The organism is Sphingomonas echinoides ATCC 14820 (assembly GCF_000241465.1).
GTDB lineage: Bacteria > Pseudomonadota > Alphaproteobacteria > Sphingomonadales > Sphingomonadaceae > Sphingomonas > Sphingomonas echinoides.
This window is the reverse complement of record NZ_JH584235.1, coordinates 2,034,680-2,059,428: the sequence shown is the minus strand read 5'-3', so window position 1 is coordinate 2,059,428 and position 24,749 is coordinate 2,034,680. Positions and strand designations below refer to the sequence as shown.

Below are 24,749 nucleotides of genomic sequence, written 5' to 3'. Positions count from 1 at the left end.
CCCTGCGAACCCTCAACACACGGGCCAGGATCGCCCGCGCCTAATCAGTCGTCCCTGGATTCGAGCAAGGTGCGGAGGCGCTCGGCATCCGCTGGCGAGGCGGGGTTATAGACAATCATTCCGAGCTCGGGCCGCCCTTCGACCGCGAAGGACGAGAACTCCATCGCAAGCGGTCCAGCGGTCGGATGATGGATGCGCTTCACCCCTTCGCCGTGCGCGGCGACATCATTGTCTTGCCACAGCGCTTCGAATTCCGGGCTGACCCGACACAACTCCGTCACCAGTTGGGTGACGGCGGCGCTGTCATTGGCCCCTGCGCGCGCTACGTCGGCGCGAAACGCACCGACGACAAAGCGGGCGATACGGTCCCAATCCGCATTGCGGGCGCGGACGTGGTTGCTGTTGAACATAAGGCGAAGGATGTTGCGCTGCTCGCGCGGCAGCTTGGCATAGTCGGTGAGCATCAGAGCAGCGCCGCGGTTCCAGCCAACGACATCCCACATCGCGGTCTTGATGATTGCGGGACTGAGCACCATCCCGTCCAGCACCCGCTGGAGCCGCGGCGAGATGCCGTCGACCGGCTGGTAGCGCGCTTCCGGCGGGCGGCCGAGGCCGAGCATGTAGAGATGCTCGCGCTCCGGATCGGTCAGCAAGAGCCCCTTGGCGATTCGGTCGAGCACATCGGCCGACGGCGCGCCCCCGCGCCCCTGCTCGAGCCATGTGTACCAGGTCGCGCTGATATTCGCCCGGCTGGCCACTTCTTCGCGGCGTAACCCCGGCGTGCGCCGTCGCCCGCCGCCGAATCCCAATGCCACCGGGTCGAGGCGTGTGCGGCGATCCCGAAGATACGCTCCGAGCAGAGAGGGCGCTTCGCTTGCCATGAGCATCCTGTTAGATGTTATACCCTGATACTGTCCCTACTTTAATACGGTAAGAAGCGCGACGATACGCCCCTTCGCTAGAAGGAGACTTTTCCATGCGCATATTCCTGACCGGCGCGACCGGCTTCATCGGCTCACACATTATCCCCCAACTGCTCGATCGCGGCCACCGCGTGCTTGGGCTCTCCCGCTCCGACGCCGGTGCCGAGCAGCTTGAGGCGGCCGGTGCCGAGGTCCACCGCGGCGACCTCGAACAGCCCGAGACACTCGCCAGCGGCGCTGCGGCGGCCGACGCGGTCATCCACTGTGCGTTCGATCACAATTTCGCGACGTTTTTCGAAAATACCAAGAAAGACGAACGCAACATCGCCGCAATGGGCGCGGCGCTGGAGGGGACATCGAAGCCGATCCTGATCACCTCTGGCGTCGGCATTGGCACGCCGTTGAACGGCGGCACTGCGACCGAGGATGTGCTCAACCCGCACCACGCGAATCCGCGCATTGCGACCGAGCTTGCCGGCGCTGCGCTGATCGCGCGACGGATCGACGTACGCACCATCCGGTTGCCGCAGGTGCACGACACCAGCCGGGCCGGGCTCATCACTCCGTTGATTGCCGAGGCCCGCCGCGCTGGAGCAGTGGCGTATCTCGGCGAGGGACAGACGCGCTGGTCTGCGGCGCATGTCCGCGACGTGGCGAAGCTTTACGTTCTGGCACTGGAGAAGGGCGAGCCCGGCGCGCGGTACAACGCCTCGGTCGAGGAGGGGGTGTCGGCACGCGCCATCGCCGAGGTGATTGGAAAGGGGGCCAATCTACCGGTCCGCTCGATCATGCCCGACGAGGTCGAGCGCTATTTCGGCTGGATGGCCCCCTTCGCAGGGCGCGACATGATCGCGTCGAACGCCTGGACCGTGGCGCGGCTGGGATGGGAGCCGACGGGGCCGGATCTGCTCAGCGATCTCGCGGCGCTCGACTATCGCTGATCCGGTTGATGGGGCGGTTCCCAATCAGGGACGAATCGAACATATCGGCCCAGACGCAAATCTGGCCGAAGTCGCTATTGCGAGCAGGGCACCACGAACCCTCTCGGTTCGTGGTTCTGCCCAAAACTGGTGCTGCCGGTGAGGATTGAACTCACGACCTCAGCCTTACCAAGGATGCGCTCTACCACTGAGCTACGGCAGCATGTCCACGAAGCGCCTTACGGCGCGGGCGGAAGCGGCCTAAGAGCCGCTGGAGCGGACATTGTCAAGGAGCGTGTGGCGAAGTGACGACGAAAGACGAGGAAAAAGCTGAACGGCTGGCGGCGGCGCTGCGCGAAAACCTGAAACGCCGCAAGGGCCGCGCCCGCGCCCTGGACGCGGGTGTGACCGCCAGCACTCCGGATGCACCTAAGCAATAGGCGCGCATTTCTCCGCCAGCCAGGCGCGCTCGTCGGCATCCAGATAGCCGCCGATCACCTCGACGACACGCGCATGATAGGCATCGAGCCAGGCGCGTTCGGCGGGGCTCAGCATCTCGGCGACGATCAGCGAGCGTTCGATCGGGCAGAAGGTCAGCGTCTCGAAGCCCAGCATCGTCGCACCGTGCGCGAAGGGGCGTTCCTCGACCAGCAGCAGATTTTCGATGCGGATGCCGTATTCGCCGGCTTTGTAATAACCCGGCTCGTTCGACAGGATCATGCCCGCGCGCAGCGGCTCGGCCGCACCACCGCCGGGATAGGTCGGCGGGGCGATGCGCTGCGGGCCTTCATGCACCGACAGATAGGCGCCGACGCCGTGGCCGGTGCCGTGCGCATAATCGAGCCCGATCTGCCACAAGGGCGCACGCGCGAACGAATCGAGCTGGCCGCCGGTGGTGCCGGCTGGGAAGACCGCGGTGGCGAGCGCGATATGGCCCTTCAGCACGCGGGTGAAGCGGTCGCGCATCTCGTCGGTCGGCGTGCCGATCGGCAGCACGCGGGTCAGGTCGGTCGTGCCATCGGCATATTGCCCGCCCGAATCGACCAGATAGAGCTGGCCCAGTTCGAGCGGCGCATTCGATTCGGGGGTCGAATGGTAATGCGGGCTCGCGCCATGCGCGCCGGTCGCCGAGATCGTGTCGAACGAGGTATCGAGCAACACGCCGGTTTCTTCGCGAAAGGCCTGCAGGCGATCGACGCAAGAGAGCTCCGACAGGCCGCCTTTGGGCGCTTCCGCCTCGACCCAGCGCAGGAAGCGCGCGACCGCCGCGCCGTCGCGCGCGGAGGCAGAGCGGTGGCCAGCGGTCTCGACCGGGTTCTTGATCGCCTTGGCCAGCACCACCGGGTCGCGCAGCGGCAGCACGGTGGCACCGCCCGCCGTCAGCGAATCGAAAATGGCGGACACCGCGCGCTCGGGGTCGGCGGCGATGCGCTTGCCGGAAAAGCCATGCAAAGCACCGGCAAAGGCGTCGCGCGGATGCAGGCGAATCGCATTGCCGAGATGCTGGCGCACCGCATCGGTCACCTTTTCCGGCGCGACGAACAGGTCGGCGGTGCCATCGGCATCGACGATCGCATAGGCCAGAGCGACGGGGGTGTGCGCCACGTCGCTGCCGCGCAGGTTGAGCGTCCAGGCGATCGAATCGAGCGCGGTCAGCACCACCGCATCGGCCTTGGTCTCCGACAGCCAGTCGGCGATCTGCGCGCGCTTGGCGGCCGAGCCGAGCCCGGCATGCACGTCATCCTGCACCGTCAGCACGGCGGTCGAGGGGGCAGGGCGGTCGCTCCACACCGCATCGAGCGGGTTGCGCGCGACCGCGACCAATTCGGCCCCGCGCGCGGCCAGTGCGGCGCGGGCGTCGGCGACCCAGGCGCTGGTGTGCAGCCACGGATCATAGCCGATCCGCCCGCCCGCCGGGGCATGCTCGCCCAGCCAGCGTGCGACATTGCTCGCGGGGACGGCGACATAGGACCAGTCGTCCGCCGACACCTGTTCGCGCACTTGCAGCGTATAGCGGCCATCGGTGAAGATCGCGGCGCTGTCGGCCAGCACCACCGCGCTGCCCGCCGACCCCTGGAAGCCGGTCAGCCAGGCCAGCCGCTGGGCATACGCCCCGACATATTCGGACATATATTCATCGGTCAGGGGCACGACGAAGCCATCGAGCCCGTCTTTTGCCAATTGGGCGCGGAGGGCGACGAGACGGGCGGCATAAGCGGACATGGGGAGCTTTCGGGAGCAGGAGGGTAGGCCAAGGTTAGGCCAAATGGGGGGTGTTTGTCAGGACAAAAGTCCGCAGCGATAGAAGCCGGGCAGTCCGGACGGTGCCATGCCCCGCGATCGCCGCGAAGACTGATCGAGGTCGGCACGGTAGGATGAGAGCCGATGCCCACCGTTCGCGCGCGCGTCGTCTATAATGAGGCGGCATCGCTTTTTCGCTGGAAAGTCGTCCCTTCATGTCCATTGCCAAGCGCCTTCGCATCGGCTCGGCCTTGATCACGGTCACCATGTTGCTGGCCATCGTGATCGCCGCATACGGCATCAATCTGGTCCGGATTGGGGGCCCGATCGGTGAACAGATCCAGGCGGAATCGGATTATGTCGCCGACATCCTGCCGCCGCCCGAATATGTGCTGGAGCCGTTTCTAGAGGCGACCTTGCTCGCCAACCATCCCGACCAGGTCGAGATGCGCGCGACGCGGCTGGCGGCGCTGCGCAAGGCCTATGACGAGCGCCACGCCTATTGGAAGGGGTCGACGCTCGACCCGGCGCTGGTGAACGCCTTGACGCGCGATGCCGATGCGCCTGCCCAGCGGTTTTGGACAGAGGCCGATCATATGATTGCCGCCGCCCGCGCGCGCGACGGTGCCCAGCTCGCCCGCAGCTATGCGAGTCTGTCGGAGGCTTATGCCGCACACCGTACGCTGATCGATGCCGCGGTGACGCTGGCGGGCAAGCAACAGGCTGATCTCAAGGCCCATTCCGAGACCACGCTGACAATTACTGCGATCGCCTTGCTCGCGCTGGCCGTCACGATTCTCGCGCTCGCGATCGGATCGCGTTTGTACCTGACGCACAAGGTCATGGCACCGCTGGCGGATTTGGTCGAGGCGACCGGCGCGTTGGCCGAGGGGGCCGACCGGAGCGTGCCGAGCCTCGAGCGGTCCGACGAGCTCGGCCAGATGGCGCGCGCGGTGGAGACCTTCCGTCGCGCCGCCGCCGACCGCGCCGCGCAGGAGGCGCAGGCCGCGTCTGAGCAAAAAGAGGTTGCGGAGGCGCTCGGCCAGGTGCTGCGGACGATGGCAGCGGGCGACCTGCGCAGCGGGGACGCATTGGCGTTTCCGCCGGGTTATGCGGAGGTCAATCGCGATCTCAATGGCGCGGTGGAAACGCTGCGCACGATGGTCAAGGCGGTGGTCGAGACGACCGCGCAGATCAACACCTCCTCGGAGGCGATGGCCCGCAGCACGGAGGACCTGGCCCGGCGGACCGACAGCAGTGCCGCCGCGCTCGAGCAGACGTCCGCCGCGCTTGGGCGCATGGAGGATCGCCTGCGCAGCACGGTGCAATCCGCCCGCAAGTCATCGGAGGGGTCGCAAAAAACGCTCGTCGCGGCAGGCGAAGTGCGCGCGCGCACCGATGGTGCGATTGCGGCGATGGAGCGCGTCTCCAGCAGCGCGGCCGGTATTGATGATGTGATCGGCGGGCTCGACAAGATCGCCTTCCAGACGCGCGTGCTGGCGATGAACGCGGCGGTCGAGGCCGGGCGCGCGGGCGATGCTGGGCGCGGCTTTGCGGTTGTCGCAGACTTGGTCTCGACCTTGGCGATGCGCGCGGAAGAGGAGGCCAAACGCGCCCGCACTCAACTCAGCGCCACGCAACAGGAGGTTGCGGTTGCGGTGGAAGCCGTCGGCCTGGTTGATGGCGCGCTTGAAACCATCACGACAAGCTGCTCCGAGGCGGTGGTGCTGACGCAAACGATGACGAACGATAACGTCGCTCAGGCCGATGCGATCGGCGAAATCACCAGCGCGGTGGCGCAGCTCGACCAGATCGTGCAGCAAAATGCCGCGATGGTCGGCGAAACCTCCGAAACAGCGGCGACGCTGGCGCGGGATATCACGACGTTGGCGGCGCGCGCAGCCGCGTTCCGGTATGAGGATCGGACAGAGGATGCGCCGAGCGCGCTCGAGCAGAATAGCCGTCCGGCGCCCCGCCGCGCGCCGACCGGGCGTGGGGTTCGCCTGGCACCGTCGCGGACGCTCCAGTAAGTCAGGCCACGCCACGCTCGACTTGGCGCGCGCCAAGCTTGTAGGGTGGGGGGATGACCGAACCGCTCTCGCCCCCCGTCGCCGCAACGCGCCCGCACAGCTTCACCGTCCATGGGCACACGATCGAGGATCCCTATGCCTGGCTGAAGGACCCGAACTATCCCGAGGTCGATGACGCGGATGTGCTCGCCTATCTTGCGGCCGAGAACGCCTATTTCGAAAGCGTGATGGAACCGCACCGGCCGCTGATCGACCGGCTGTATGAAGAGATGAAGGGCCGCATCAAGGAAGACGATAGCTCGGTGCCGCAAAAGGATGGCGACTGGGTCTATTGGACCGCGTTCGAAACCGGCGGGCAGTATCGCAAATGGTGGCGCCGCCCGGTTGCCGCGGGCGAGGACAAGAGCCAGGACGTGCTGATCCTCGACGAGCCGGCTTTGGCCGAGGGCAAGGAATATTTCCGGCTGGGGGCGTTTTCGGTCAGCAACAATGGGCGGCTGCTCGCTTATGCGATCGACGACAATGGTTCGGAACGCTTCGAGGTGCGCGTCAAGGATCTGATCACGGGCGAGCATTTGCCCGATGTCATTCCGGGGATGCTGTCCGAAATCGTGTGGACCGCCGACGACACGGGCTTTCTCTATGGCCTCGCCAACGACCAATGGCGCACCGACAATGCGCGGCTGCACTGGCTGGGCACGCCGATCACGCAAGATATCGAACTGTTCAAGGAAGCCGATGAGGGGTTTCGCGTGGGCGTCAGCGAGACCAGCGACCGCAAGTGGATCGTGCTGTCGAGCGGCGACCATGTGACCAGCGAAATCTATCTGCTGCCCGCGACCGACCCGCTGGCGACGCCTTTGTGCGTATCGCCGCGCAAGGTGGGGCGCGAATATGATGTCGACATGCATGGCGACACGCTGTTCATCCACACCAACGACACCGACCCCAATTTCCGGCTGTGCACCGCGCACATTTCGGCCCCGGGCGAATGGGTCGAGAAGATCGCGCCGTCGCGGCATTTCTACATGACCGGGGTGGATTGCTTCCGCGACTTCTTCATCGTCGACGGGCGCGAGGACGGTTTGGATCAGATCGAGATCCACCGCTATGAGGACGGCATCGCGCCGCAGCGCATCCGCTTCCCCGAGGCGAGCTATGATGCGGGGCTGGGCAACAACCCCGAATATGCGATGAACGTGCTGCGCGTCGGCTATGAATCGATGGTCACGCCGGGCACCGAATATGATTATGACGTGGCGACGGGCGAGCTGACCACGCTGAAGGTGCAGGAAATCCCGAGCGGCTATCAGGCGGCGAAATACCGCACCGAGCGGTTGAAGATCACCGCGCGTGACGGCACCGAGGTGCCGGTGTCGATCGTCTATCCGGCCGATTTTCCGCGCGACGGGTCGCGACCGTTGTTCCTCTATGCGTATGGCGCTTATGGCTATGCGATTCCGCCGGGCTTCTCGACCGGGCGGCTGTCGCTGCTCGATCGCGGCTTTGCTTATGCCATTGCGCATATCCGGGGCGGCGATGATCTTGGCCAGCAATGGTATCTCGACGGCAAGCTGGAAAAGCGCACCAACACCTTCAACGATTTCGTCGATGTCGCGAAGGGGCTGATCGCGGATGGCTGGACGTCGGCGGGCAAGATCGCGATCGCCGGGCGCTCGGCCGGGGGCGAGCTGATGGGGGCGGTGGTCAATTCCGATCCCGACTTGTGGGGCGCGGTGATTGCCGATGTGCCGTTCGTCGATGTGCTCAATACGATGCTCGATGCCGATTTGCCGCTGACGCCGGGCGAATGGCCCGAATGGGGCAATCCGATCGAGGACAAGGCCGCGTTCGAGCTGATCCGCAGCTATTCGCCCTATGACCAAGTGACGGCGCAGGCCTATCCGCCGATGTTCATTTCGGGTGGCCTCAACGACCCGCGCGTGACCTATTGGGAGCCGGCCAAATGGGCGGCCAAGCTGCGCGCCACCAAGACCGACGACAATGTGCTGCTGCTCAAGACCAATATGGGCGCGGGGCATGGCGGCAAATCGGGCCGGTTCGAGAGCTTGCGCGAGGGCGCGGAGGAGCATGCCTTCGTGCTGTGGCAGCTCGGCATCGCGGGGTGAGGCGCGCTTGAGCCTCGAAGCGCTGATCGCGCGCTACGGCCTGCTTGCCTTGTTCGCGGGGGCTGGCATCGAGGGCGAGACCGTGGTGATCGCGGGCGGGTTGCTCGCGCATAAGGGGCTGTTTCCGCTGCCCGGCGCGATGGCGGCGGCGGCGGCGGGGTCGTTCCTGGCCGACCAGATCTTCTTCGCGCTTGGCCGCTATTTCCGCGATCGGCCCTGGGTGCGGCGCGTGCGCCAACGCGCGCTTTTCGAACGCGCGCTGGGGTTGCTGGAGCGCTATCCGATCGGCTTCATCTTCGCTTTCCGCTTCCTCTATGGTTTGCGCACGATCAGCCCGGTGGCGATCGGCACGACCAAGGTTTCCGCGCGGCTGTTCGTGCTGGTCAACCTCGTCTCGGCGATGGTGTGGGGGGTGGTGTTCACGGGCATCGGCTATCTGTTCGGGCACGGTTTTGAAAAGCTGATCGAGCGCTATGTGCCCGATCGCCATGCAATCCTGATCGTAGCGCTCAGCGGCGTCGCGCTCGCCACCCTGGCCGGCGGATGGCATTGGTGGCGCACCCGCAAAAGCCGCGACGCATGAGGGTTTCTACGCATTTCGGCGCAAGGCGGCTTTTATCAGGGTCGCCGGGAACCTGTTGCCCGCTCCGGGGCTTCAAGGCGTAAACTCCAAGAAAAGGTCGCAGCAATGCTTGAACATCTTCCCGAATGGCTTGGCGCTTCGCTCAGCGGCGTGCGGGCCGGGGCGGAGCATCTGACGATCGTTCATCCGGCGCTGGGCATCGGTTTCGTGCCGATCGTGCTGAGCAGCCCGGCCTTTGCCGACTGGACCGAAATGCCGCTGCGCTTCACCGCGGACGGTGCAGGCGTTTCGCCGCCGCTGGCGTGGGACGATGTGCCGCCCGCCACGCAGAGCCTGGCTCTGATCGTCGAGGATGCCGATTCGCCCACCCCCGCGCCGCTGGTCCATGCGATCCTGTGGGGCTTGCCCGCGGGCATGCGCACGCTCGCCGAAGGCGCGATCGTCGCCGATGCCGCGACCGGCGAAACCGGCAAGAACTCCTACCTCTCGCAAAGCTGGCTCGCGCCCGATCCGCCCAAGGGGCATGGCGAGCATCGCTATGTCTTCCAGCTGTTCGCGCTCGATTGCCCGGCCGCTGATTTGGGCGACGCACCGGGACGCGGCGCGGTGCTCAACGCGATGGCGGGCCATGTGATCGGTGCCGGGATGCTGACCGGGTTGTACGCGCGGGGCGAGGTTGTGGGGTAGGGGATATGTCGCGACTAGAGGCCCGCCACTGCTCCAGAACGGCCTCGGACACAAGATCCTCCTAGCGACGGACAAACCTCGCTGCGTCAGGGCTCCTCGCAAGAGCCGCGTTTGTCATCCGCGACATCGCTGCAACTATAAAATCGCGCTCGGCTTCAGGCGTAGCGAAGAAACGGCGCGGCAGGACCATCGCGCTGCTTTGAACCAGAAAAACCCAATATTTGCGGGTTTGATAGAGATCTGTAACGCAAGGCCATCGAGCAGCCATCGTCAGGTCCCCCAGATCGTAGACGAGTGTCTCAGGGGTTAGGCGGAAGGTAAGCACTTGCTCGTATGCCTGCCCGCGCTCGGCGAGGGCCTTTCGCAACGAGGTGCCTGCTAGTCTTTGGATGATCAGCAAACCAAGGCCGAGGCCAACGAAAGCGAACTCGACCGATACCAGGGCGTCCAGCCATGATCCGGAAACCCATGCCCCGATAGGGATGCCGATAGCCAACATGCACACCAAAAGGATCGCCTTCATCTGGCGTGGCGATATGCCCCGGCGAGCCTTGATATAGGCCATCGCCGTGGTGCTTTCCCCCGCGCTCAGAAGTCCCGTCGCTTCCATCATAGTCCTTTGATCCAGCGTTAGGCAGGGGGGGTGAAGCTTACCCGCTATTCCTAAGCGCGGTCGCGATCGCGTTGATCGACAGCAGGATGCCCTCGCCGATCCGCGCATCTTCGTCGCCTGCGCGGCGGCGCTTGATCAGTTCGATCTGGAGCAGGTTGAGCGGCTCGATATAGGGCAGGCGCAGGCGGATCGAGGCGTCGAGCGCGGGGTGCGCTTCCAGCAGGCGCGACTGGCCGGTGACCTGCAGCAGCCCGTCATGCGTCTGCTGCCAGCCGCTTTCGATGCGCGGGAAGATCGCATCGGCGAGCGCACGGTCCTCGACCAGCCCGGCATAGCGCGCGGCGATGCCCATGTCGGACTTGGCGATCACCTGTTCCATATTGGCGAGGCTGGCGGCGAAGAACGGCCAGCCCTGCGCCATTTCGGCGAGCAGGCCCTTGTCGGGAAAGGCCGACAGCGCCTGGCCGACGCCGTACCAGCCTGGCAGCATCACGCGCGCCTGCGCCCAGCTGAACACCCAGGGGATGGCGCGCAGATCCTCGATCCGGTCGGATTTGGTGCGGCTCGCCGGGCGGCTGCCGATCTTGAGGCCGGAGATTTCGGCAAGCGGGGTCATCTGGCGGAAGAAGGTGCGGAAGCCCGCATCGTTGCCGTTGCTGCCGTACACCAGATCGCGATAGGCGGCGAAAGCGGAGGCGGAGAGCGTGTCCATCGCCGCCGAGAAGCGCGCGGTGTCCGCCGCGGACAGCGCGTCGGGCTCCAGGCTGGCGAGCAGGGTGGCCGAGGCCATTGCCTCCAAATTGGTCATCGCGCTTTCCCGCGTGCCATATTTGCCCGCGATCACTTCGCCCTGCTCGGTGATGCGGATGCGGCCCTGCACGGTGCCGGGCGGCTGCGCGCGGATCGCGGCGAAGGACGATCCGCCGCCACGCCCGACCGCGCCGCCGCGACCGTGGAACAATTGCATGCCGACGCCGGCGTCGGCGAACACGCTTTTCAGCGCGGTCGAGGCCTTGGACAGGCTCCAGGTCGAGGTGAGATAGCCGCCGTCCTTGTTGCTGTCCGAATAGCCGATCATCACTTCCTGGAAGCTGCGCGCGGCGGTGATGCCGCGCACTTCGGGCAGCGCGAACCATTCGGTCATGATGGCGGGGGCGGCCTCGAGATCGCCGATCGTCTCGAACAGCGGCACCGCCATGATCGCCGCGCTCGACGCTTCGCCCGAGGCACCGCCGGGGCGGTACAGGCCGACTTCCTTCAACAGGATGTTGAGTTCGAGCAGATCCGACACCGATTGCGCCATCGAGACGATATGCTGGGTGATGCAGGCCGGGCCATAGGTGGCGTGCGCCTGTGCGGCGGCGCGCAGGATGGCGAGTTCGGACTGCGTCTCCTCCGAATAGGCGGCGAACGGGCTGGCGAGCGGGCGCGCGTTGGACAGTTCGTGGCGCAGCAGCGAGACGCGCTGCGATTCGCCGAGGCTGAGATAATCGGCCTCGACACCGGCGACCTTGAGCAGTTCGGCGACGACGCGTTCGTGCACCGCACTGTTCTGGCGCAGATCCAGCGTCGCCAGATGGAAGCCGAAGGTCTCGACCGCGCGCACCAGCCGCCCGAGCGCGCCGCCCGAGGACAAGGCCCCGCCGCCCTGATGGTCTTCCTGCCGCAGCGCGCGCGCGATGATCACGAGATCGGCGCGGAACGCCTGCGGATCGGGGTAGCGTTCGCCCTTGAGCGCGCCGGGGCGGGGGGCGGGCTTGCCGGTGAGCGCGCGGTGCGTCGCGGCGAGGCGCGCGTAAATGCCCGACAGCGCGCGGCGATAGGGCTCGTCGCTGCGGCTTTCGGCGGTGTCGCCGCTCGCCTCGGCCAGCGCCTGCACGCCGGCATCGGCGGGGGCGAGATCGGTCGAGATCGACAGTTCGGCCCCGAGCGCGTGGACCGCGTCGAGATAATAGACCAAAACCGCTTCGCTGGCCTTGGCGAGCGCGGTGGTCAGGCTGTCGGCGGTGACGAAGGGGTTGCCGTCGCGGTCGCCGCCGATCCAGCTGCCCGGGCGCACGAAGCTCGGCACGCGTTCGCCCAGCGCGCGGTCCCAACGCTGGTAGAGCGCGGGGAGGGCGGGCAGGAACACCTCGCGCAAATAGCTGAGCGCGGTTTCGACTTCGTCGGTCACGTACAGCCGCTCGCGGCGCAGCACGCGCGTCTGCCACAGCAAGGCGATCTGGCGCAGGATCGCTTCCTCGACATTGTCGCCATCGGGGGTTTCGGAGGCACCGCCGTCGCGCAGCAGCATCAGCGCGGCGATGCGGTTGCGGTGGTCGATCATCGACTTGCGACGCACCTCGGTCGGGTGCGCGGTCAGCACCGGGGCGATCAGCGCGTGATCGAGCAGATGCATCACCTGCGCCTTGTCGATGCCCTCGCCCGCCAGCCGTTCGAGCGCTGCGGCAAGGTCCGCCCCGCGTTCGGCGGTGACGCCCTGGCGATCCTCGGCGAGATTGGCGAGCATCGAGAACAGCATGAAGCCGCGCACGAAATCGAGCGTTTCGTCGAGGCTGAGCCGATCGAGCCCGAGATCGACATCGGTCCCGCCGCGATGCCGGTCGACCGAGGCGGCGCGGATATATTCGGTCCGCTGATACAGCGTGTCGCCGCCATAAGCGCGGATGACATCGCCGAGCAATTTGCCCAGGAAACGGATGTCGGGATTGTTTGCGATACCGGGAAGGGTTGCCATTAACCCATGCTGCATTGCGGCAGCGCGGGGGTCAACGGTGCATATGGATCATCGCTCAATCGGGACGTGCCACCCTTGCCTTGGCTTCGAAAAAGTCACTGTCCTTTTCCAGCCGCTTGGCGGAGATGCCCTGGTCCTTGAAGCCTGCAGCGAGCGTTTCGTTCTGCGCGACCGCGCTGCTCATATCGGCGGCAAGCGCTGACGCGGCGCGAGAATCGTCGGCACCGGTCGCCAGCAAGTCACTATACAACCCCTTGGCCAGCGCGCTGCTCGCATTGTGCTCGGCCGCCATTGCGAGGGCGGGTGCGCTGCGGATGCCGCTGCGCAACAGGGCGGTTTTCGCCTCCGGGTCAATCGCGAACAGGCCGTTCGAATATTGGACAAGGTTCGCGTTGCGATCAAAGCGCGCCTTGATCGTGCGCGGTAGTCGATCGGCGACGCACTGGTCGTCCGGTGGAATTTTGAGCATCGCCGTTGCCCTCAACATCATCTTCAAGGCTTCTGTGATATTGTCGGTATAGGCCTCGACTTGGCGTACGAGCAGATCGGCACAGGATGGGGGGCGATCGGTGGTGACGGTAAATTCCACGCGGCTCAGACTTTTTCGAACGTTGAGGATCAATGCGAAGGTATCGTTGTCGAGGTTCAACAATAGCGTGCGTTGTTCGACCAGGCCGCTGGGAACGGCGAGCGTCCCGGTGAAAGTGGTCGAGCTTGCGTCATGCGTGAGCTCCGAAACGCCGCCATCATCGGTTAGCGACACCCGATGCGGCTGTGGCGCGCTCCAATGAACAATGAGGGGAATCGTTTGGGAGGTTTGTGCGCTGGCGGCCAGCGGCGCGAGCGCAGCAATCCAGGCGGCGATCCAGCGAAGGCATGTCAGCGCGCGCATCTCAGTCTCCGCAGGTTGATGTCACGAGGTAGGTGACGGGGTTGGCGTCGGCGTCGGAGCTGGCTGCTCCTGTTCCTTGGCGTCGGACAATCCGAGTTGCGTCGAAACCGTACCGATCAACCACAGACCCAACGGCACGAACACGCGCGGCAGGCCGTCGAAATACGCCTTGCTGGTTATAATGGTGGGGATCGTGCTGTGATCAAAAATGGCGTGCGCCACGTCCCGGTCGTGGAGCAGCACCAAAAGGATGATGCAGAGCACGATGCCGACCAGGCCGATGGCCACCACCGCATAATATAAGGCGTCGCGTCCGCGGGAGCGGGCCACGACGCCCGCGCCCAGCGCCAGCAGAAACAGCAAGCCCTTGCTCAGCAATTCGGTTGGCCGATAATCCATCAGCAGCAGCAAGCCGCGCGTCGGCCAGGTATAGCCGTCCAAGGTGCCAAGAGCGAAGCCGATGGTTAGCCACACAAGCAACGCGGTGGCGGCGGTCACGACGCTGACAGTGAACACCGCTAAGATGCGTGCCGATCGTGGATCGAGCGTAGGTACAACCCCTGCCATCGCAGCCCCCCTGCAAGTGCAGAAGGCTTACCACAAAAACAACAGTCGCGAAAGGCCGCCGCTTTTATCTTAATTTTGAACGCAGCAAGGCAGGAACACTGGAACGACCGTAGTCTCAGGCTTCCAGTTCAACATCCCAATACAGCCAGTCATGCCAGGTATCGTGCAGGAAATTGGGTGGATAACGGCGGCCATGTTCCTGCAATTGCCAGCTGGTCGGGCGGATCGCGTCTATGTGCAGCGGCATGCCCGCTTGCTTGGGCGTGCGGCCGCCTTTCTTGAGGTTGCACGGCGAACAGGCAGTGGCGACATTCTCCCAGGTCGTGCGCCCGCCTTGCGCGCGCGGCACGATATGGTCGAAGGTCAGATCATGCGGCGACCCGCAATATTGGCACAGGAATTTGTCGCGCAGGAACAGGTTGAAGCGCGTGAAGGCGGGGAAGGCCGACGGACGCACATAGGATTTGAGCGCGATCACCGAGGGCAGCTTGATGCGCTGCGTCGGGCTGCGCACTTCGCGTTCATATTCGGCGACGATATCGACACGGTCGAGGAACACCGCCTTGATCGCGGTCTGCCACGGCCACAGCGACAGCGGATAATAGCTCAGCGGCGTATAGTCCGCATTGAGCACAAGTGCGGGACAGCCATCCGGATGGCGGATCAGATCGGGATGGTACATCTGGACCCCCTTTTACCACTGAGTGGCGCTTCCTGCCGGGCTTCAAGCCCATTAGGATGACGCTGTGATGACACCGCACCCTGTCGTTAACGATTTCAGCACAGCGCGCGACTCGCGGTCAAGAGCGGTGTTGGGGTGATCGTGCGCGACGTCGTTACGCGCTTTGCGCCGAGTCCGACAGGGCGGCTGCATCTGGGGCACGCCTATTCGGCGGTGCTGGCGCACGATCTGGCGCGCGCCAGCGGCGGGCGCTTCCTGCTGCGGATCGAGGATATTGACGGCACGCGCAGCCGGCCGGAACATGTCGATGCGATCCTGGCGGACCTCGCCTGGCTGGGGCTGGAGTGGGATGGGCCGGTGCTGTTCCAGTCGACGCGAGAGGACGCCTATGCGGCGGCCTTGGCGCGGTTGCGCGCGATGGGGCTGCTCTATCCCTGCTTCTGCACCCGCGCGGAAATCGCGGCGAGCCAATCGGCACCGCATGGGCCCGAACCCGTCTATCCCGGCACCTGCCGCGCGCTGCCGGAGGCGGAGCGGACCGCGCGCATCACGGCGGGCGTCCCGCACGCCTGGCGGCTCGACATGGCGCGCGCGGTTGCGACTGCCGACACCGACCTGATGTGGACCGATGCGATCGCGGGCCCAGTCCGCGCTGATCCACTGGCGCAGGGCGATGTCGTGCTGGCGCGCAAGGATGCGCTTGCCAGTTACCATCTGGCGGTAACGGTCGATGATGCGGCGCACGGCGTAACCCATGTCGTGCGCGGGGCCGATCTGTTCGCCGCGACCGACGTGCATCGGTTGCTACAGGCGCTGCTGGGGCTGCCGACGCCACTCTATCACCATCATGCGTTGCTGGTCGGCCCGGACGGGCAGCGGCTGGCCAAGCGCAACGACGCGCCGACGCTCGAAAGCGTGCGGTTACGCGGCGAAGATGGGCGGGCGCTGGCAGACCGGTTGCGCGCCGGGGGCGCGGGCATTGGCATTGCCCCGCAAAGCGCCTAGATTAGGATCATGAGCACTTTCCTGACAATCCTGCTGGTCGCCGCGATGATCGCGGTGGTGGTCGTGCTGGTCCGCGGACTGGTGATCTTCCTGCTCGGCGCGAGCCAGGATTTGCGCGATGGGGCCACGCCCGGCGAGGCGCGGATCGCCGCCTCGGTGCGCTCCAACAAAATGATGCAATATCGCGTGATGTTGCAGGCGGTCGCGATCTTCCTGGTCGTGCTTTTGATGTGGCTGGCGGGCCGGGGCTAATCCCGGCTTTGTTCGCGGTTTGCGGGTTGGGATAAGCGATGGTCAAGCTCAACCGCATCTATACGCGCACGGGCGATGACGGCACGACCGGGCTGGTCGACGGCTCGCGTGTCGCCAAGGATGCCGCTCGACTGGCGGCGATGGGCGATGTCGATGAAGCCAATAGCGCGATCGGGGTCGCGATTGCGGCGACTGCGGCGGATGGCCCGGCGCCGCTGGCGGTAGCGCTGGAGCGCATTCAGAACGACCTGTTCGACCTTGGAGCCGATCTCGCCACGCCCAAAGCCGCGAGCGAGGGCGACGATTTCGCGCCGTCCGCGATGACGTTGCGGATCGTCGCGGCGCAAGTCGATCGGCTCGAAAGCGAGATCGACCGGATGAATGGGGATTTGGCCCCGCTGACGAGCTTTATCCTGCCCGGCGGAACGCCGGGCGCGGCTGCACTGCATGTTGCGCGCGCCACCGTCCGTCGCGCCGAGCGGATGGCGGTGGCGGCGGCCCGGACCGAGCCTTTCAATCCGCTGGCGCTCGCCTATCTCAACCGCTTGTCGGATTATCTGTTCGTCGCCGCGCGTGTGGTGAACCAAAATGCGGGTGGCGACGTTTTGTGGCGACCGGGTGCAACGCGTTAGCTCGGGCGTAAGTTGGGGAAGAGGGGACGAGACGATGCGAATGCGAGCGGTCCCCGATGCGGCGCGAAGCCCGCTGATCGCGCAATTTCGCGCGGTCCGTGCGCTGTCGGTGGCATTGGTCGCGCCTTTGTCCGATGCCGATGCGACCGCGCAGTCGATGGAGGATGCGTCGCCCGCCAAATGGCACCTCGCGCATACCAGCTGGTTCCTGGAAACCTTCGTGCTGCGCGATTTCGTGGCGGGCTACACGCTCTACGACGATCGTTTCCCGTTCCTGTTCAACAGTTATTATGAAGCCGAGGGCAAGCGCCACGCGCGGGCGCGGCGCGGGCTGGTGACGCGCCCGTCGCTCGATGAAATCCTCGCCTATCGCGCGCATGTCGATGCGGCGGTGGCGGCGGCTTTGCCCGATCTGCCGCAAGCGGCGCAGGATCTGGTGACGCTCGGCTGCCAGCATGAGCAGCAGCATCAGGAATTGCTGGTGACCGACATCGTCCATCTGATGGCGCAGAATCCGGTCGAACCGGCCTTGTGGGCGCCGCCGCGCAAGGTGCCGGTGGAAATGCCGGGGCGGCTCGGCTGGATTGAAGGCACCAGCGGGATCGTCGAGATCGGCCATGACGGCGGCGGTTTCGCCTTCGATGCAGAGGGGCCGCGCCACCCGGCCTTGCTCACCCCGCATGCGCTGGCCGATCGCACCGTCACCAATGGCGAATGGGCCGCGTTTATCGCCGATGGCGGCTATGCCGAACCGCGTCACTGGCTGTCCGACGGCTGGGCGTGGGTGCAGCGCGAGCGGATCACTGCGCCGCTTTATTGGGAGCGGGCGGATGGCGGCTGGACCCGCTTCGGGCTCGATGGGCGGCGCGCGATCGATCCGGCGGCACCGGTCACGCATGTCAGTTTCTACGAAGCCGATGCCTATGCCAGCTGGGCGGGCGCGCGGTTGCCGACTGAGGCCGAGTGGGAAGCGGCGGCGGCACCGTATGATCCGGCAGGCGGCAACCAGATGGATGCGGCGGGCCCGGTCGAGCCGCGTCCGGCGACGGGCGGCCCCGCTTTCTTTGGTGATGTGTGGGAATGGACCGGCAGCGCGTTCCGCCCCTATCCCGGTTTTCGCGCGGTCGAAGGTGCGGTCGGCGAATATAATGGCAAGTTCATGAGTGGGCAGTGCGTGCTGCGCGGCGGATCGTGCGCCACCCCGCGCGGGCATGTGCGGGCGAGCTACCGCAATTTTTTCTATCCGCACCAGCGCTGGCAATTCACCGGCGTTCGGCTGGCGAAGGATCTTTGAGATGTTGAAGCCCGAAATCGAGGACGGCCAGGTCACGCTGGCCGACCCGGCGTTTCGTAACGACGTGCTGCGCGGCTTTGCCAGCCGCCCGCGCGCGATTCCGGCGCGCTGGTTCTATGACCGGCGCGGATCGGAATTGTTCGAGGCGATCACCGATTTGCCCGAATATTATCCCACCCGCACCGAGACGGCGATCCTGCGCGCCTGTTGTGCCGACATTGCGCGCCTCGCCGGGGCAGGGCGCGCGGTGGTCGAATTCGGTTCGGGCTCGTCGACCAAGACGCCGATCCTGCTGCGCGCGGTCGACCCTTCCGCTTATGTGCCGATCGACATTTCGGGCGATTTCCTGCGCGAATCCTCGGCCGGGCTGGCGTCGGCCTTTCCCGGCTTGCCCGTGCTCCCGGTCGAGGCCGATTTCCTCCACCCGATCGCGCTGCCCGCGCAAGTGGCGGACACGCCCAAGCTCGGCTTCTTCCCCGGCTCGACCATCGGCAACATGATCCCGCATTCGAGCGTCGATTTGCTGCGCGCGATGAAGGCGTCGCTGGGCGAGGGCGCGATGCTGGTGATCGGCATGGACCGGATCAAGGATGTGGGCGTGCTGGAAGCCGCCTATGACGATGCGCAGGGCGTGACCGCGGCGTTCAACCGCAATTTGCTCGAACGGATCAATCGCGAATTGGGCGGCACGATCCCGCTCGATGCCTTCCGGCATAGTGCGATCTGGAACGACGATCGCGCGCGGATCGAAATGCATCTGGAAGCGACGCGCGACGTGGCGTTCACGATCGAGCGGCACCCGTTCGAAATGGCCGCGGGCGAGACGATCCACACCGAGAACAGCCATAAATATGGGCCGCGCGATGCCCGCATCCTGCTGCGCGCGGGCGGATGGACGCCGGTTGGGGAATGGACCGATCCCAACGGGCTGTTCGCGGTGATCCTGGCAGAGGCGCAACCCGCGCGGCACGCGCCGTGATCGCGCTCAACCCGACCGCCGCAACCGGGTTCGGGCGCGGCGCGGATGTCTATGCCGCGAGCCGGCCGGGCTATCCGGCCGAACTCGCCCGCTGGCTGTCCGACGATTTGGGACTTGGGCCGGACAGTGCGGTGCTGGAGATCGGCGCGGGGACGGGCAAGTTTACCAGCCTGCTGGTCGATAGCGGCGCGCAGGTGACGGCGTTGGAACCGGTGGCGACGATGCTCGAGCATCTCATCGCCGATTTTCCCGGCGTGCGCCCGCTTGCCGGGCAGGCCGAGGCGATTCCGCTGCCTGATGGCAGTGTCGATGCGGTGGTGTGTGCGACCGCTTTTCACTGGTTTGCCTCCCCTGCCGTGCTGGCGGAAATCCGCCGGGTGCTGCGCCTCGGCGGGGCGCTGGGGCTGGTGTGGAACCTGCGCGACCATGCGGTGCCCTGGGTCGAGCGGCTTTCGGCACTGACCATGGCGCATCAGGACCCCGCTCTGGCGGCGCAGGCGGATGCGTGGCGCGACGTGTTCCCGGCCGAGGGCTTCTCGCCGCTGCGCGAACGCGATTTCGGCTATCGCCATGTCGGCGCGGTCGAGGATGTGGTGGTCGGGCGCACGCTCTCGACCAGCTTCATCGCCGCTTTGCCCGAGGCCGAGCGCGATGCCGTGGTGGCGCAGGTGCGCGACCTGATCGCGGCGACGCCCGAGCTGGCGGAGGATCCGGTGACGTTTCCCTATGTCACCAAGGCCTATGATTGCCGCCGCATCGCCTGACCCCTAAAGCGTTCGCAGCAACGAATGAAGGACGGGATATGCAGACGGTAGGTGTCATCGGCGCGGGGCAGATGGGCGCGGGCATCGCGCAGGTTTCGGCGCAGGCGGGCTTCCACGTCCTGCTGAGCGACGTGTCGCGCGAGCGCGCCGAGGCGGGCAAGGCTGGCATCGCCAAGGCGCTCGACCGGCTGGTGACCAAGGAAAAGATCACCGCTGACGCCCGTGACGCCGCGCTCGCGCTGATCGAGCCGGTGGCGAGCGTTGCCGAGATGGGCCAAGCCTTCCTTGTCATCGAAGCGGCGACCGAGCGCGAGGAAATCAAGCGCGCGATTTTCGCGGAGGTCGGCAAGGTGCTGTCGGACACCGCGATCCTCGCGTCCAACACCTCCTCGATCCCGATTACGCGCCTCGCCCAGGCCGCGCCCGATGCGGGCCGGTTCGTCGGCGTGCATTTCTTCAACCCCGTGCCGGTGATGGGCTTGATCGAGCTGATCCGCGGGCTCGCCACCTCGGATGCGACGGTGCAGGCGGTCGAGGCGTTCGGGCAGAAGCTCGGCAAGGCGATCGTCCATGCCAATGATGCGCCGGGCTTTATCGTCAATCGCATCCTGATGCCGATGCTCAACGAAGCCTGCTTTGCGCTGGGCGAGGGCGTGGCGACGATCCGCGACATCGATCTGGCGTGCCAGCTCGGGCTCAACCACCCGATGGGGCCGCTGACGCTCGCCGATTTCATCGGGCTCGATACGTGCCTGGAAATCACGCGCGTGCTGTTCGAAGGGACGGGCGATCCCAAGTTCCGCCCGGCGCCCTTGTTGGTGAAATATGTCGAGGCCGGCTGGTTCGGTCGCAAGACCAAGCGCGGCTTTTACGATTATACGGGCGCGGAGCCGGTGCCGACGCGGTAAACCGGCTTACTCGGGCCGCCGCATCGCGAAGCGCGCGGCCTCGGCGATTTCGAAATAATCGGCCGGGCCGCCGCCGCGCAGGATCGGGTGCGCAGCGGCGGTGCGATAGGCACCGTCCTCGATCAGACCGGGCGCGATGTGGATGCCGACGACTTCGCCCAGCACCAGCCAGGTGTCGAGCGCCGCGCCGTCGGCACCCTCCAGCCGCAGCGTCTGCGTCAGGCGGCATTCGAAGCTTACCGGGCTGACGGCGACGCGCGGCGGCGCGACCATGCGCGACGGGGCGGCTTCGAGCCCGGCAAGATCGAATTCATCGACGTCTGCCGCAACCGTCGCCGCGCTGGCGTTCATCGCCGCGGCCAGCGCGCGCGTCGCGAGGTTCCACACGAATTCGCCCGTCGCGGTCGCATTGGCGACGCTGTCCTTCCAGCCGATCGAGGAAAAGCCGATGATCGGTGGGCGGTAATTGTACAGGCTGAAGAAGCTGTAGGGGGCCAGGTTGCGCACGCCCGCGGCGCTGAGCGTGCTGATCCAGCCGATCGGGCGGGGTGCCACAATAGCGTTGAGGGGATCGTGCGCCAGGCCAGGGATGGTCTTGTGGCCGTTGCGCGGCTCGTAAAAATGGTGCTCTGTCATCTCGAAGCAGACCTTCCGTGCGGGATTCGAATATCGTGCGCGATCGATCTCGCGTAGCTGTAACCACGCCGCTCCTTGGTTCGAATAGGGTTCTGTATGACCGACACAAGCCCGCCAGACTCGACCAACGCTCCGGCCGCTCCGGGCAGCGCGCTTTATCGCCATCGGCTGACGACGCGCCTGTGGCATTGGCTCAACGTCGTGACGATTTTCATCATGATCGGCAGCGGTTTGACGATCCTCAACGCACACCCGCATCTGTACTGGGGCCAATATGGCGCGAACCCGGATCATCCGTGGTTCAACCCGCCGCATGCGCCGTCGTTTCTCACCATCCCGGCGGGGTATAATCTGGCGATCGCGCGGCGCTGGCATTTGCTGTTCGCGCTGGTCTTCGCCTTCGGGTTGCTGGCGTTCATGGTGTCGAGCCTGATCAACCGGCATTTTCAGAAGGACTTGCGGATCCGGCTGAAAGAGCTCGCGCCCGCGCATTTGTGGTTCGACCTGAAGGAACATCTCGCCTTCCGCTTCCACGATCCCAAAAATCCCGGTGCCTTCAATATCTTCCAGAAGCTGTCGTACGTGCTGGTGATTTTCGTCCTGATCCCGATGATGATCCTGTCGGGGCTGGTGCTGTCGCCGACGATGGTTGCGGCGTGGCCGTGGATGCTCGATTTGCTGGGCGGGCGTGCCTCGGCGCGCTCGGTGCATTTCATCGCGGCGAGCGGCCTCGTGCTGTTCATCATCGTCCATCTGGTGCTGGTGATTCTGGCCGGGGCGTGGCCCGAGGTGAAATCGATGGTGACGGGCTGGTGGACCATTCCCGTCGATCATGACCAGGAGGAAGCGGCATGAGCGCGATCATCTCGCGGCGTGCGCTGCTCACCACGGGAGCCTTGGGCGCGGGCGCGCTGCTCAGCGGATGCGATCAGGTCGCGAACACGCCGTCGCTTCGCAAAATCCTGTTCTCCGGAGAGAAAATCAACCACGGGCTGGCCCGCGCGCTGACCGATCGCAACAGTCTGGCCAAGGAATATCGGCCCGACCAGATGTCGCCCCTTTTCCGCGTCAACGGCACCAGCAATCCCAACACGGCCAGCTATAACGCCATGGCCGCGGAAAATTTCGCGAACTGGCGGCTGGAGGTCGGCGGGCTGGTCAACCGCCCGCTTTCGATCTCGCACCAGGCGTTGATGGCGATGCCGGCGCGCACGCAGATCACGCGGCACGATTGTGTCGAGGGATGGAGCGCCATCGGCAAATGGCACGGGCCGATGCTGGGCACGATCCTGAAGGCAGCGGACGTCCGCACGACCGCGCGCTATGTCGTGTTTACCTGCGCCGATCTGTATTCCGGCCATGCGTATTACGAATCGCTCGACCTGATCGACGCCTTCCATCCCCAGACGATTCTGGCATGGGCGATGAACGACCGGATGCTGAGCGTCGCGCACGGTGCGCCGATCCGGCTGCGGGTCGAACGTCAGCTTGGCTATAAGAATGCCAAATATGTGATGCGGGTCGACGCGGTCGCCTCGCTCGCCGGAATCGGTCTGGGAAAAGGCGGATATTGGGAAGATCGCGTCGATTACGATTGGTATGCGGGCATTTAACGCGTTAGTGGCCTGCGCATGGCACTGCTTGATTTGTTTCTCGCCAAGCGCGTTCAGCGCGGCACGCTCACCGTCCACCACGCCGATGGCAAGACCCTGAACTTCGGCACAGCCGAACCCGGCTTTCCCGATGTCGCGATCCGCTTCACCGACGCCGGTGCTGCTGCTGCGATCGTGCGGGATCCGGGGCTGGGCGCGGGCGAAGCCTATATGAACGGGCGGCTGGTGGTCGAGCGCGGCGACGTTCGCGATCTCGTCCGGTTGCTGATGATGAACGATCCGTGGGAGGCCGGGCAGAACGGCCTCGCCCCGTCACCGCTGCGCCGCATGGTCCAGGCGGTGACGCATCGCATCGGCCGCATCAACATGGCGCGCCGATCGAAGCGCAATGTTGCGCACCATTATGATCTGTCGGACCGGCTGTACGATCTCTTCCTCGACGCCGACCGCCAATATAGCTGCGCCTATTTCACCGATCCGTCCAACAGCCTGGAACAGGCGCAGGACGACAAGAAAGCGCATATCGCGGCCAAACTCGCGCTGAAGCCCGGCATGACCGTGCTCGACATCGGTTGCGGCTGGGGCGGCATGGCGCTGTACCTGCACCAGATGACGGGTGCCAAGGTGCTGGGCGTGACGCTGTCGGAAGAGCAGTTGAAGGTGGCGCGGGAGCGTGCGGCGGCGGCGGGCGTGGCCGACATGGTCAGCTTCGAGCTGATCGATTATCGCCAGGTGCAGGGCACGTTCGACCGGATCGTGTCGGTCGGCATGTTCGAGCATGTCGGCCCGGCGCATTACAGGACTTTCTTCCGCAAATGCCGCGATCTGCTGACCGAGGACGGCGTGATGCTGCTCCACACGATCGGGCGCGCGGGCGGGCCGGGCGTGACCGACAAATGGACGGCGCACTATATCTTCCCCGGCGGCTACAACCCGGCTTTGTCCGAGATCATCTCGGCCAATGAAAGCCTGCGCTTCATGGTCACCGATGTGGAAGTGTTGCGGTTGCACTATGCCTATACGCTCGATGACTGGTACGATCGGGCGGTTGCAGCGCGCGAGCAGATCGTGGCGCTGTATGACGAGCGTTTTTTCCGCATGTGGCAATTCTATCTCGCGGGCGCAGGCGCTGCGTTCCATTTTGGCGGGATGGTCAATTACCAGGTGCAGTTCGCCAAGAACCGCCACGTTCTGCCGATCACGCGTGATTATATGATCGAGCGCGAACGCGCGATGCGCGGTTAGGCAGCGCTGGCGATCCGATTGTCCCACGCGGTCTGCACGATCTCGGTCAGCACCGCAGCATCCACGTCCGCGAGTCGCTTCACATACAGGCACCCCTTGCCGGTGCGATGCTTGCCGAGGCCGGGCAGCAGCGCGGCGATATTGGGCGTGCTCGCGCCGACATAGAGCACCAGCTCGGCCTTGCGCGGGGCGAAGGCGATCGCGGGCGTGTCGCCCTCGCGCCCGCTTTCGTAGCGATAGTGTACGCTGCCGAAGCCGACGATCGAGGGGCCCCACAATTTTGGCTCCAGCCCCGACACCTGCCGCATCACATCGATCAGGGCGTGGGCGTCGGCTGCACGCTCGGTCGGTTCGACGCGCGCCAGAAAATCTTCGACGCTCGCATCGCTCTCGACAGTCTTGTTGCTTGCCGCCATT

At 65.6% G+C, this 24,749-nt stretch carries 25 protein-coding genes and 1 tRNA gene; 16 read left to right on the top strand and 10 right to left on the bottom strand.

The annotated features are described in order from the left end of the window. Nucleotides 1-44: 44 nt before the first annotated feature. Nucleotides 45-881, bottom strand: a complete 837-nt coding sequence (locus ON00_RS09655; protein WP_010405369.1) for a helix-turn-helix transcriptional regulator — start codon at nucleotides 879-881, stop codon at nucleotides 45-47. Nucleotides 882-976: 95 nt separating this feature from the next. Here ON00_RS09655 and ON00_RS09650 point away from each other — a divergent pair, with 95 nt between their 5' ends. Continuing rightward, the gene (locus tag ON00_RS09650) at nucleotides 977-1,864 is read left to right on the top strand and encodes an SDR family oxidoreductase (protein ID WP_010405367.1); all 888 of its coding nucleotides are present in this window, start codon (nucleotides 977-979) and stop codon (nucleotides 1,862-1,864) included. 127 nt (nucleotides 1,865-1,991) lie between these two features. Here the strand turns inward: ON00_RS09650 and ON00_RS09645 are convergent. After that, nucleotides 1,992-2,066: transfer RNA gene (locus ON00_RS09645), tRNA-Thr, on the bottom strand. Between the two features lie 82 nt (nucleotides 2,067-2,148). Between ON00_RS09645 and ON00_RS21320 the strand changes: the two genes are divergently transcribed. Continuing rightward, entirely contained in the window at nucleotides 2,149-2,283 is a 135-nt protein-coding gene (locus ON00_RS21320; protein WP_281047990.1) for a hypothetical protein, read from the top strand. Here ON00_RS21320 and ON00_RS09640 read toward each other — a convergent pair. Further along, on the bottom strand, nucleotides 2,273-4,066 hold the full coding sequence (locus ON00_RS09640; RefSeq protein ID WP_010405364.1) for an aminopeptidase P family protein: 1,794 nt from the start codon (nucleotides 4,064-4,066) through the stop codon (nucleotides 2,273-2,275). The genes ON00_RS21320 and ON00_RS09640 overlap by 11 nt on opposite strands. Nucleotides 4,067-4,299: 233 nt before the next feature. Between ON00_RS09640 and ON00_RS09635 the strand changes: the two genes are divergently transcribed. From ON00_RS09635 to ON00_RS09620, 4 genes are all read left to right on the top strand, one after another. Then, complete coding sequence (locus ON00_RS09635) at nucleotides 4,300-6,114, top strand: methyl-accepting chemotaxis protein (RefSeq protein WP_010405359.1); 1,815 nt, start codon at nucleotides 4,300-4,302, stop codon at nucleotides 6,112-6,114. 53 nt (nucleotides 6,115-6,167) lie between these two features. After that, a complete protein-coding gene (locus ON00_RS09630; protein WP_010405357.1) occupies nucleotides 6,168-8,243 on the top strand; it encodes a S9 family peptidase in 2,076 nt (691 codons plus the stop codon). Between the two features lie 7 nt (nucleotides 8,244-8,250). After that, on the top strand, nucleotides 8,251-8,826 hold the full coding sequence (locus ON00_RS09625) for a DedA family protein (protein ID WP_010405354.1): 576 nt from the start codon (nucleotides 8,251-8,253) through the stop codon (nucleotides 8,824-8,826). Between the two features lie 105 nt (nucleotides 8,827-8,931). Continuing rightward, entirely contained in the window at nucleotides 8,932-9,513 is a 582-nt protein-coding gene (locus ON00_RS09620; RefSeq protein ID WP_010405351.1) for a YbhB/YbcL family Raf kinase inhibitor-like protein, read from the top strand. A 61-nt stretch (nucleotides 9,514-9,574) separates the two neighbouring features. Here ON00_RS09620 and ON00_RS09615 read toward each other — a convergent pair whose 3' ends face one another. The 5 genes from ON00_RS09615 to ON00_RS09595 form a co-directional block, all read right to left on the bottom strand. After that, complete coding sequence (locus tag ON00_RS09615) at nucleotides 9,575-10,126, bottom strand: YcxB family protein (protein WP_010405348.1); 552 nt, start codon at nucleotides 10,124-10,126, stop codon at nucleotides 9,575-9,577. 37 nt (nucleotides 10,127-10,163) lie between these two features. Then, the gene (gene ppc / locus ON00_RS09610; protein ID WP_010405347.1) at nucleotides 10,164-12,863 is read right to left on the bottom strand and encodes a phosphoenolpyruvate carboxylase; all 2,700 of its coding nucleotides are present in this window, start codon (nucleotides 12,861-12,863) and stop codon (nucleotides 10,164-10,166) included. A gap of 55 nt (nucleotides 12,864-12,918) precedes the next feature. Then, nucleotides 12,919-13,755 (bottom strand): hypothetical protein, encoded by an 837-nt coding sequence (locus ON00_RS09605; RefSeq protein ID WP_010405346.1) that lies wholly within the window; start codon nucleotides 13,753-13,755, stop codon nucleotides 12,919-12,921. Between the two features lie 21 nt (nucleotides 13,756-13,776). Further along, nucleotides 13,777-14,322 (bottom strand): hypothetical protein, encoded by a 546-nt coding sequence (locus ON00_RS09600; protein ID WP_154651306.1) that lies wholly within the window; start codon nucleotides 14,320-14,322, stop codon nucleotides 13,777-13,779. 115 nt (nucleotides 14,323-14,437) lie between these two features. Continuing rightward, on the bottom strand, nucleotides 14,438-15,004 hold the full coding sequence (locus ON00_RS09595; RefSeq protein ID WP_010405344.1) for an HNH endonuclease: 567 nt from the start codon (nucleotides 15,002-15,004) through the stop codon (nucleotides 14,438-14,440). 135 nt (nucleotides 15,005-15,139) lie between these two features. On the opposite strand from ON00_RS09595, the gene gluQRS reads away from it, so the two are divergent. From gluQRS to ON00_RS09560, 7 genes are read left to right on the top strand one after another with little or no spacing between them, the layout of a single operon-like run. Further along, nucleotides 15,140-16,009 (top strand): tRNA glutamyl-Q(34) synthetase GluQRS, encoded by an 870-nt coding sequence (gene gluQRS, locus ON00_RS09590; RefSeq protein ID WP_010405342.1) that lies wholly within the window; start codon nucleotides 15,140-15,142, stop codon nucleotides 16,007-16,009. A 9-nt stretch (nucleotides 16,010-16,018) separates the two neighbouring features. After that, on the top strand, nucleotides 16,019-16,261 hold the full coding sequence (locus tag ON00_RS09585; protein WP_010405338.1) for a twin transmembrane helix small protein: 243 nt from the start codon (nucleotides 16,019-16,021) through the stop codon (nucleotides 16,259-16,261). A 38-nt stretch (nucleotides 16,262-16,299) separates the two neighbouring features. After that, on the top strand, nucleotides 16,300-16,893 hold the full coding sequence (locus ON00_RS09580) for a cob(I)yrinic acid a,c-diamide adenosyltransferase (RefSeq protein WP_010405336.1): 594 nt from the start codon (nucleotides 16,300-16,302) through the stop codon (nucleotides 16,891-16,893). A 34-nt stretch (nucleotides 16,894-16,927) separates the two neighbouring features. Then, nucleotides 16,928-18,187 (top strand): ergothioneine biosynthesis protein EgtB, encoded by a 1,260-nt coding sequence (egtB, locus tag ON00_RS09575; RefSeq protein WP_010405333.1) that lies wholly within the window; start codon nucleotides 16,928-16,930, stop codon nucleotides 18,185-18,187. Between the two features lies 1 nt (nucleotide 18,188). Next, complete coding sequence (gene egtD, locus ON00_RS09570; RefSeq protein WP_010405330.1) at nucleotides 18,189-19,166, top strand: L-histidine N(alpha)-methyltransferase; 978 nt, start codon at nucleotides 18,189-18,191, stop codon at nucleotides 19,164-19,166. After that, nucleotides 19,163-19,930, top strand: a complete 768-nt coding sequence (locus ON00_RS09565; protein WP_010405328.1) for a class I SAM-dependent methyltransferase — start codon at nucleotides 19,163-19,165, stop codon at nucleotides 19,928-19,930. Before egtD ends, ON00_RS09565 begins: the two co-directional genes overlap by 4 nt. A gap of 38 nt (nucleotides 19,931-19,968) precedes the next feature. Next, complete coding sequence (locus ON00_RS09560) at nucleotides 19,969-20,838, top strand: 3-hydroxyacyl-CoA dehydrogenase NAD-binding domain-containing protein (RefSeq protein WP_010405327.1); 870 nt, start codon at nucleotides 19,969-19,971, stop codon at nucleotides 20,836-20,838. 6 nt (nucleotides 20,839-20,844) lie between these two features. Here the strand turns inward: ON00_RS09560 and ON00_RS09555 are convergent, their stop codons facing one another. Further along, the gene (locus ON00_RS09555) at nucleotides 20,845-21,474 is read right to left on the bottom strand and encodes a flavin reductase family protein (protein ID WP_010405326.1); all 630 of its coding nucleotides are present in this window, start codon (nucleotides 21,472-21,474) and stop codon (nucleotides 20,845-20,847) included. A 96-nt stretch (nucleotides 21,475-21,570) separates the two neighbouring features. Between ON00_RS09555 and ON00_RS09550 the strand changes: the two genes are divergently transcribed. Genes ON00_RS09550 through ON00_RS09540 form a run of 3 tightly spaced genes read left to right on the top strand, consistent with a single transcriptional unit; the run spans nucleotide 21,571 to nucleotide 24,332 of the window. Further along, nucleotides 21,571-22,329, top strand: a complete 759-nt coding sequence (locus tag ON00_RS09550; protein WP_010405324.1) for a cytochrome b/b6 domain-containing protein — start codon at nucleotides 21,571-21,573, stop codon at nucleotides 22,327-22,329. Then, a complete protein-coding gene (locus ON00_RS09545) occupies nucleotides 22,326-23,087 on the top strand; it encodes a molybdopterin-dependent oxidoreductase (protein ID WP_010405323.1) in 762 nt (253 codons plus the stop codon). The genes ON00_RS09550 and ON00_RS09545 overlap by 4 nt, the downstream gene beginning before the upstream one ends. A gap of 18 nt (nucleotides 23,088-23,105) precedes the next feature. Continuing rightward, nucleotides 23,106-24,332 (top strand): SAM-dependent methyltransferase, encoded by a 1,227-nt coding sequence (locus tag ON00_RS09540; RefSeq protein ID WP_010405322.1) that lies wholly within the window; start codon nucleotides 23,106-23,108, stop codon nucleotides 24,330-24,332. Here the strand turns inward: ON00_RS09540 and ON00_RS09535 are convergent. Then, entirely contained in the window at nucleotides 24,329-24,748 is a 420-nt protein-coding gene (locus tag ON00_RS09535; RefSeq protein WP_010405321.1) for a DUF1801 domain-containing protein, read from the bottom strand. The genes ON00_RS09540 and ON00_RS09535 overlap by 4 nt on opposite strands. Nucleotide 24,749: the final 1 nt, after the last annotated feature.

What these genes read in the sequence shown, in the direction of transcription:
- ON00_RS09630 (WP_010405357.1), top strand. Translation starts at nt 6,168, where the DNA reads ATGACCGAACCGCTCTCGCCCCCCGTCGCCGCAACGCGCCCGCACAGC.
- ON00_RS09635 (WP_010405359.1), top strand. Translation starts at nt 4,300, where the DNA reads ATGTCCATTGCCAAGCGCCTTCGCATCGGCTCGGCCTTGATCACGGTC.
- egtD (WP_010405330.1), top strand. Translation starts at nt 18,189, where the DNA reads ATGTTGAAGCCCGAAATCGAGGACGGCCAGGTCACGCTGGCCGACCCG.
- ON00_RS09585 (WP_010405338.1), top strand. Translation starts at nt 16,019, where the DNA reads ATGAGCACTTTCCTGACAATCCTGCTGGTCGCCGCGATGATCGCGGTG.
- ON00_RS09605 (WP_010405346.1), bottom strand. Translation starts at nt 13,755, where the DNA reads ATGCGCGCGCTGACATGCCTTCGCTGGATCGCCGCCTGGATTGCTGCG.
- ON00_RS09600 (WP_154651306.1), bottom strand. Translation starts at nt 14,322, where the DNA reads ATGGCAGGGGTTGTACCTACGCTCGATCCACGATCGGCACGCATCTTA.
- egtB (WP_010405333.1), top strand. Translation starts at nt 16,928, where the DNA reads ATGCGAATGCGAGCGGTCCCCGATGCGGCGCGAAGCCCGCTGATCGCG.
- ON00_RS09595 (WP_010405344.1), bottom strand. Translation starts at nt 15,004, where the DNA reads ATGTACCATCCCGATCTGATCCGCCATCCGGATGGCTGTCCCGCACTT.
- ON00_RS09650 (WP_010405367.1), top strand. Translation starts at nt 977, where the DNA reads ATGCGCATATTCCTGACCGGCGCGACCGGCTTCATCGGCTCACACATT.
- ON00_RS09540 (WP_010405322.1), top strand. Translation starts at nt 23,106, where the DNA reads ATGGCACTGCTTGATTTGTTTCTCGCCAAGCGCGTTCAGCGCGGCACG.
- ON00_RS09545 (WP_010405323.1), top strand. Translation starts at nt 22,326, where the DNA reads ATGAGCGCGATCATCTCGCGGCGTGCGCTGCTCACCACGGGAGCCTTG.
- ON00_RS09655 (WP_010405369.1), bottom strand. Translation starts at nt 881, where the DNA reads ATGGCAAGCGAAGCGCCCTCTCTGCTCGGAGCGTATCTTCGGGATCGC.
- ON00_RS09560 (WP_010405327.1), top strand. Translation starts at nt 19,969, where the DNA reads ATGCAGACGGTAGGTGTCATCGGCGCGGGGCAGATGGGCGCGGGCATC.
- ppc (WP_010405347.1), bottom strand. Translation starts at nt 12,863, where the DNA reads ATGGCAACCCTTCCCGGTATCGCAAACAATCCCGACATCCGTTTCCTG.
- ON00_RS09535 (WP_010405321.1), bottom strand. Translation starts at nt 24,748, where the DNA reads ATGGCGGCAAGCAACAAGACTGTCGAGAGCGATGCGAGCGTCGAAGAT.
- ON00_RS09555 (WP_010405326.1), bottom strand. Translation starts at nt 21,474, where the DNA reads ATGACAGAGCACCATTTTTACGAGCCGCGCAACGGCCACAAGACCATC.
- ON00_RS09580 (WP_010405336.1), top strand. Translation starts at nt 16,300, where the DNA reads ATGGTCAAGCTCAACCGCATCTATACGCGCACGGGCGATGACGGCACG.
- ON00_RS09640 (WP_010405364.1), bottom strand. Translation starts at nt 4,066, where the DNA reads ATGTCCGCTTATGCCGCCCGTCTCGTCGCCCTCCGCGCCCAATTGGCA.
- ON00_RS09550 (WP_010405324.1), top strand. Translation starts at nt 21,571, where the DNA reads ATGACCGACACAAGCCCGCCAGACTCGACCAACGCTCCGGCCGCTCCG.
- ON00_RS09620 (WP_010405351.1), top strand. Translation starts at nt 8,932, where the DNA reads ATGCTTGAACATCTTCCCGAATGGCTTGGCGCTTCGCTCAGCGGCGTG.
- ON00_RS09615 (WP_010405348.1), bottom strand. Translation starts at nt 10,126, where the DNA reads ATGATGGAAGCGACGGGACTTCTGAGCGCGGGGGAAAGCACCACGGCG.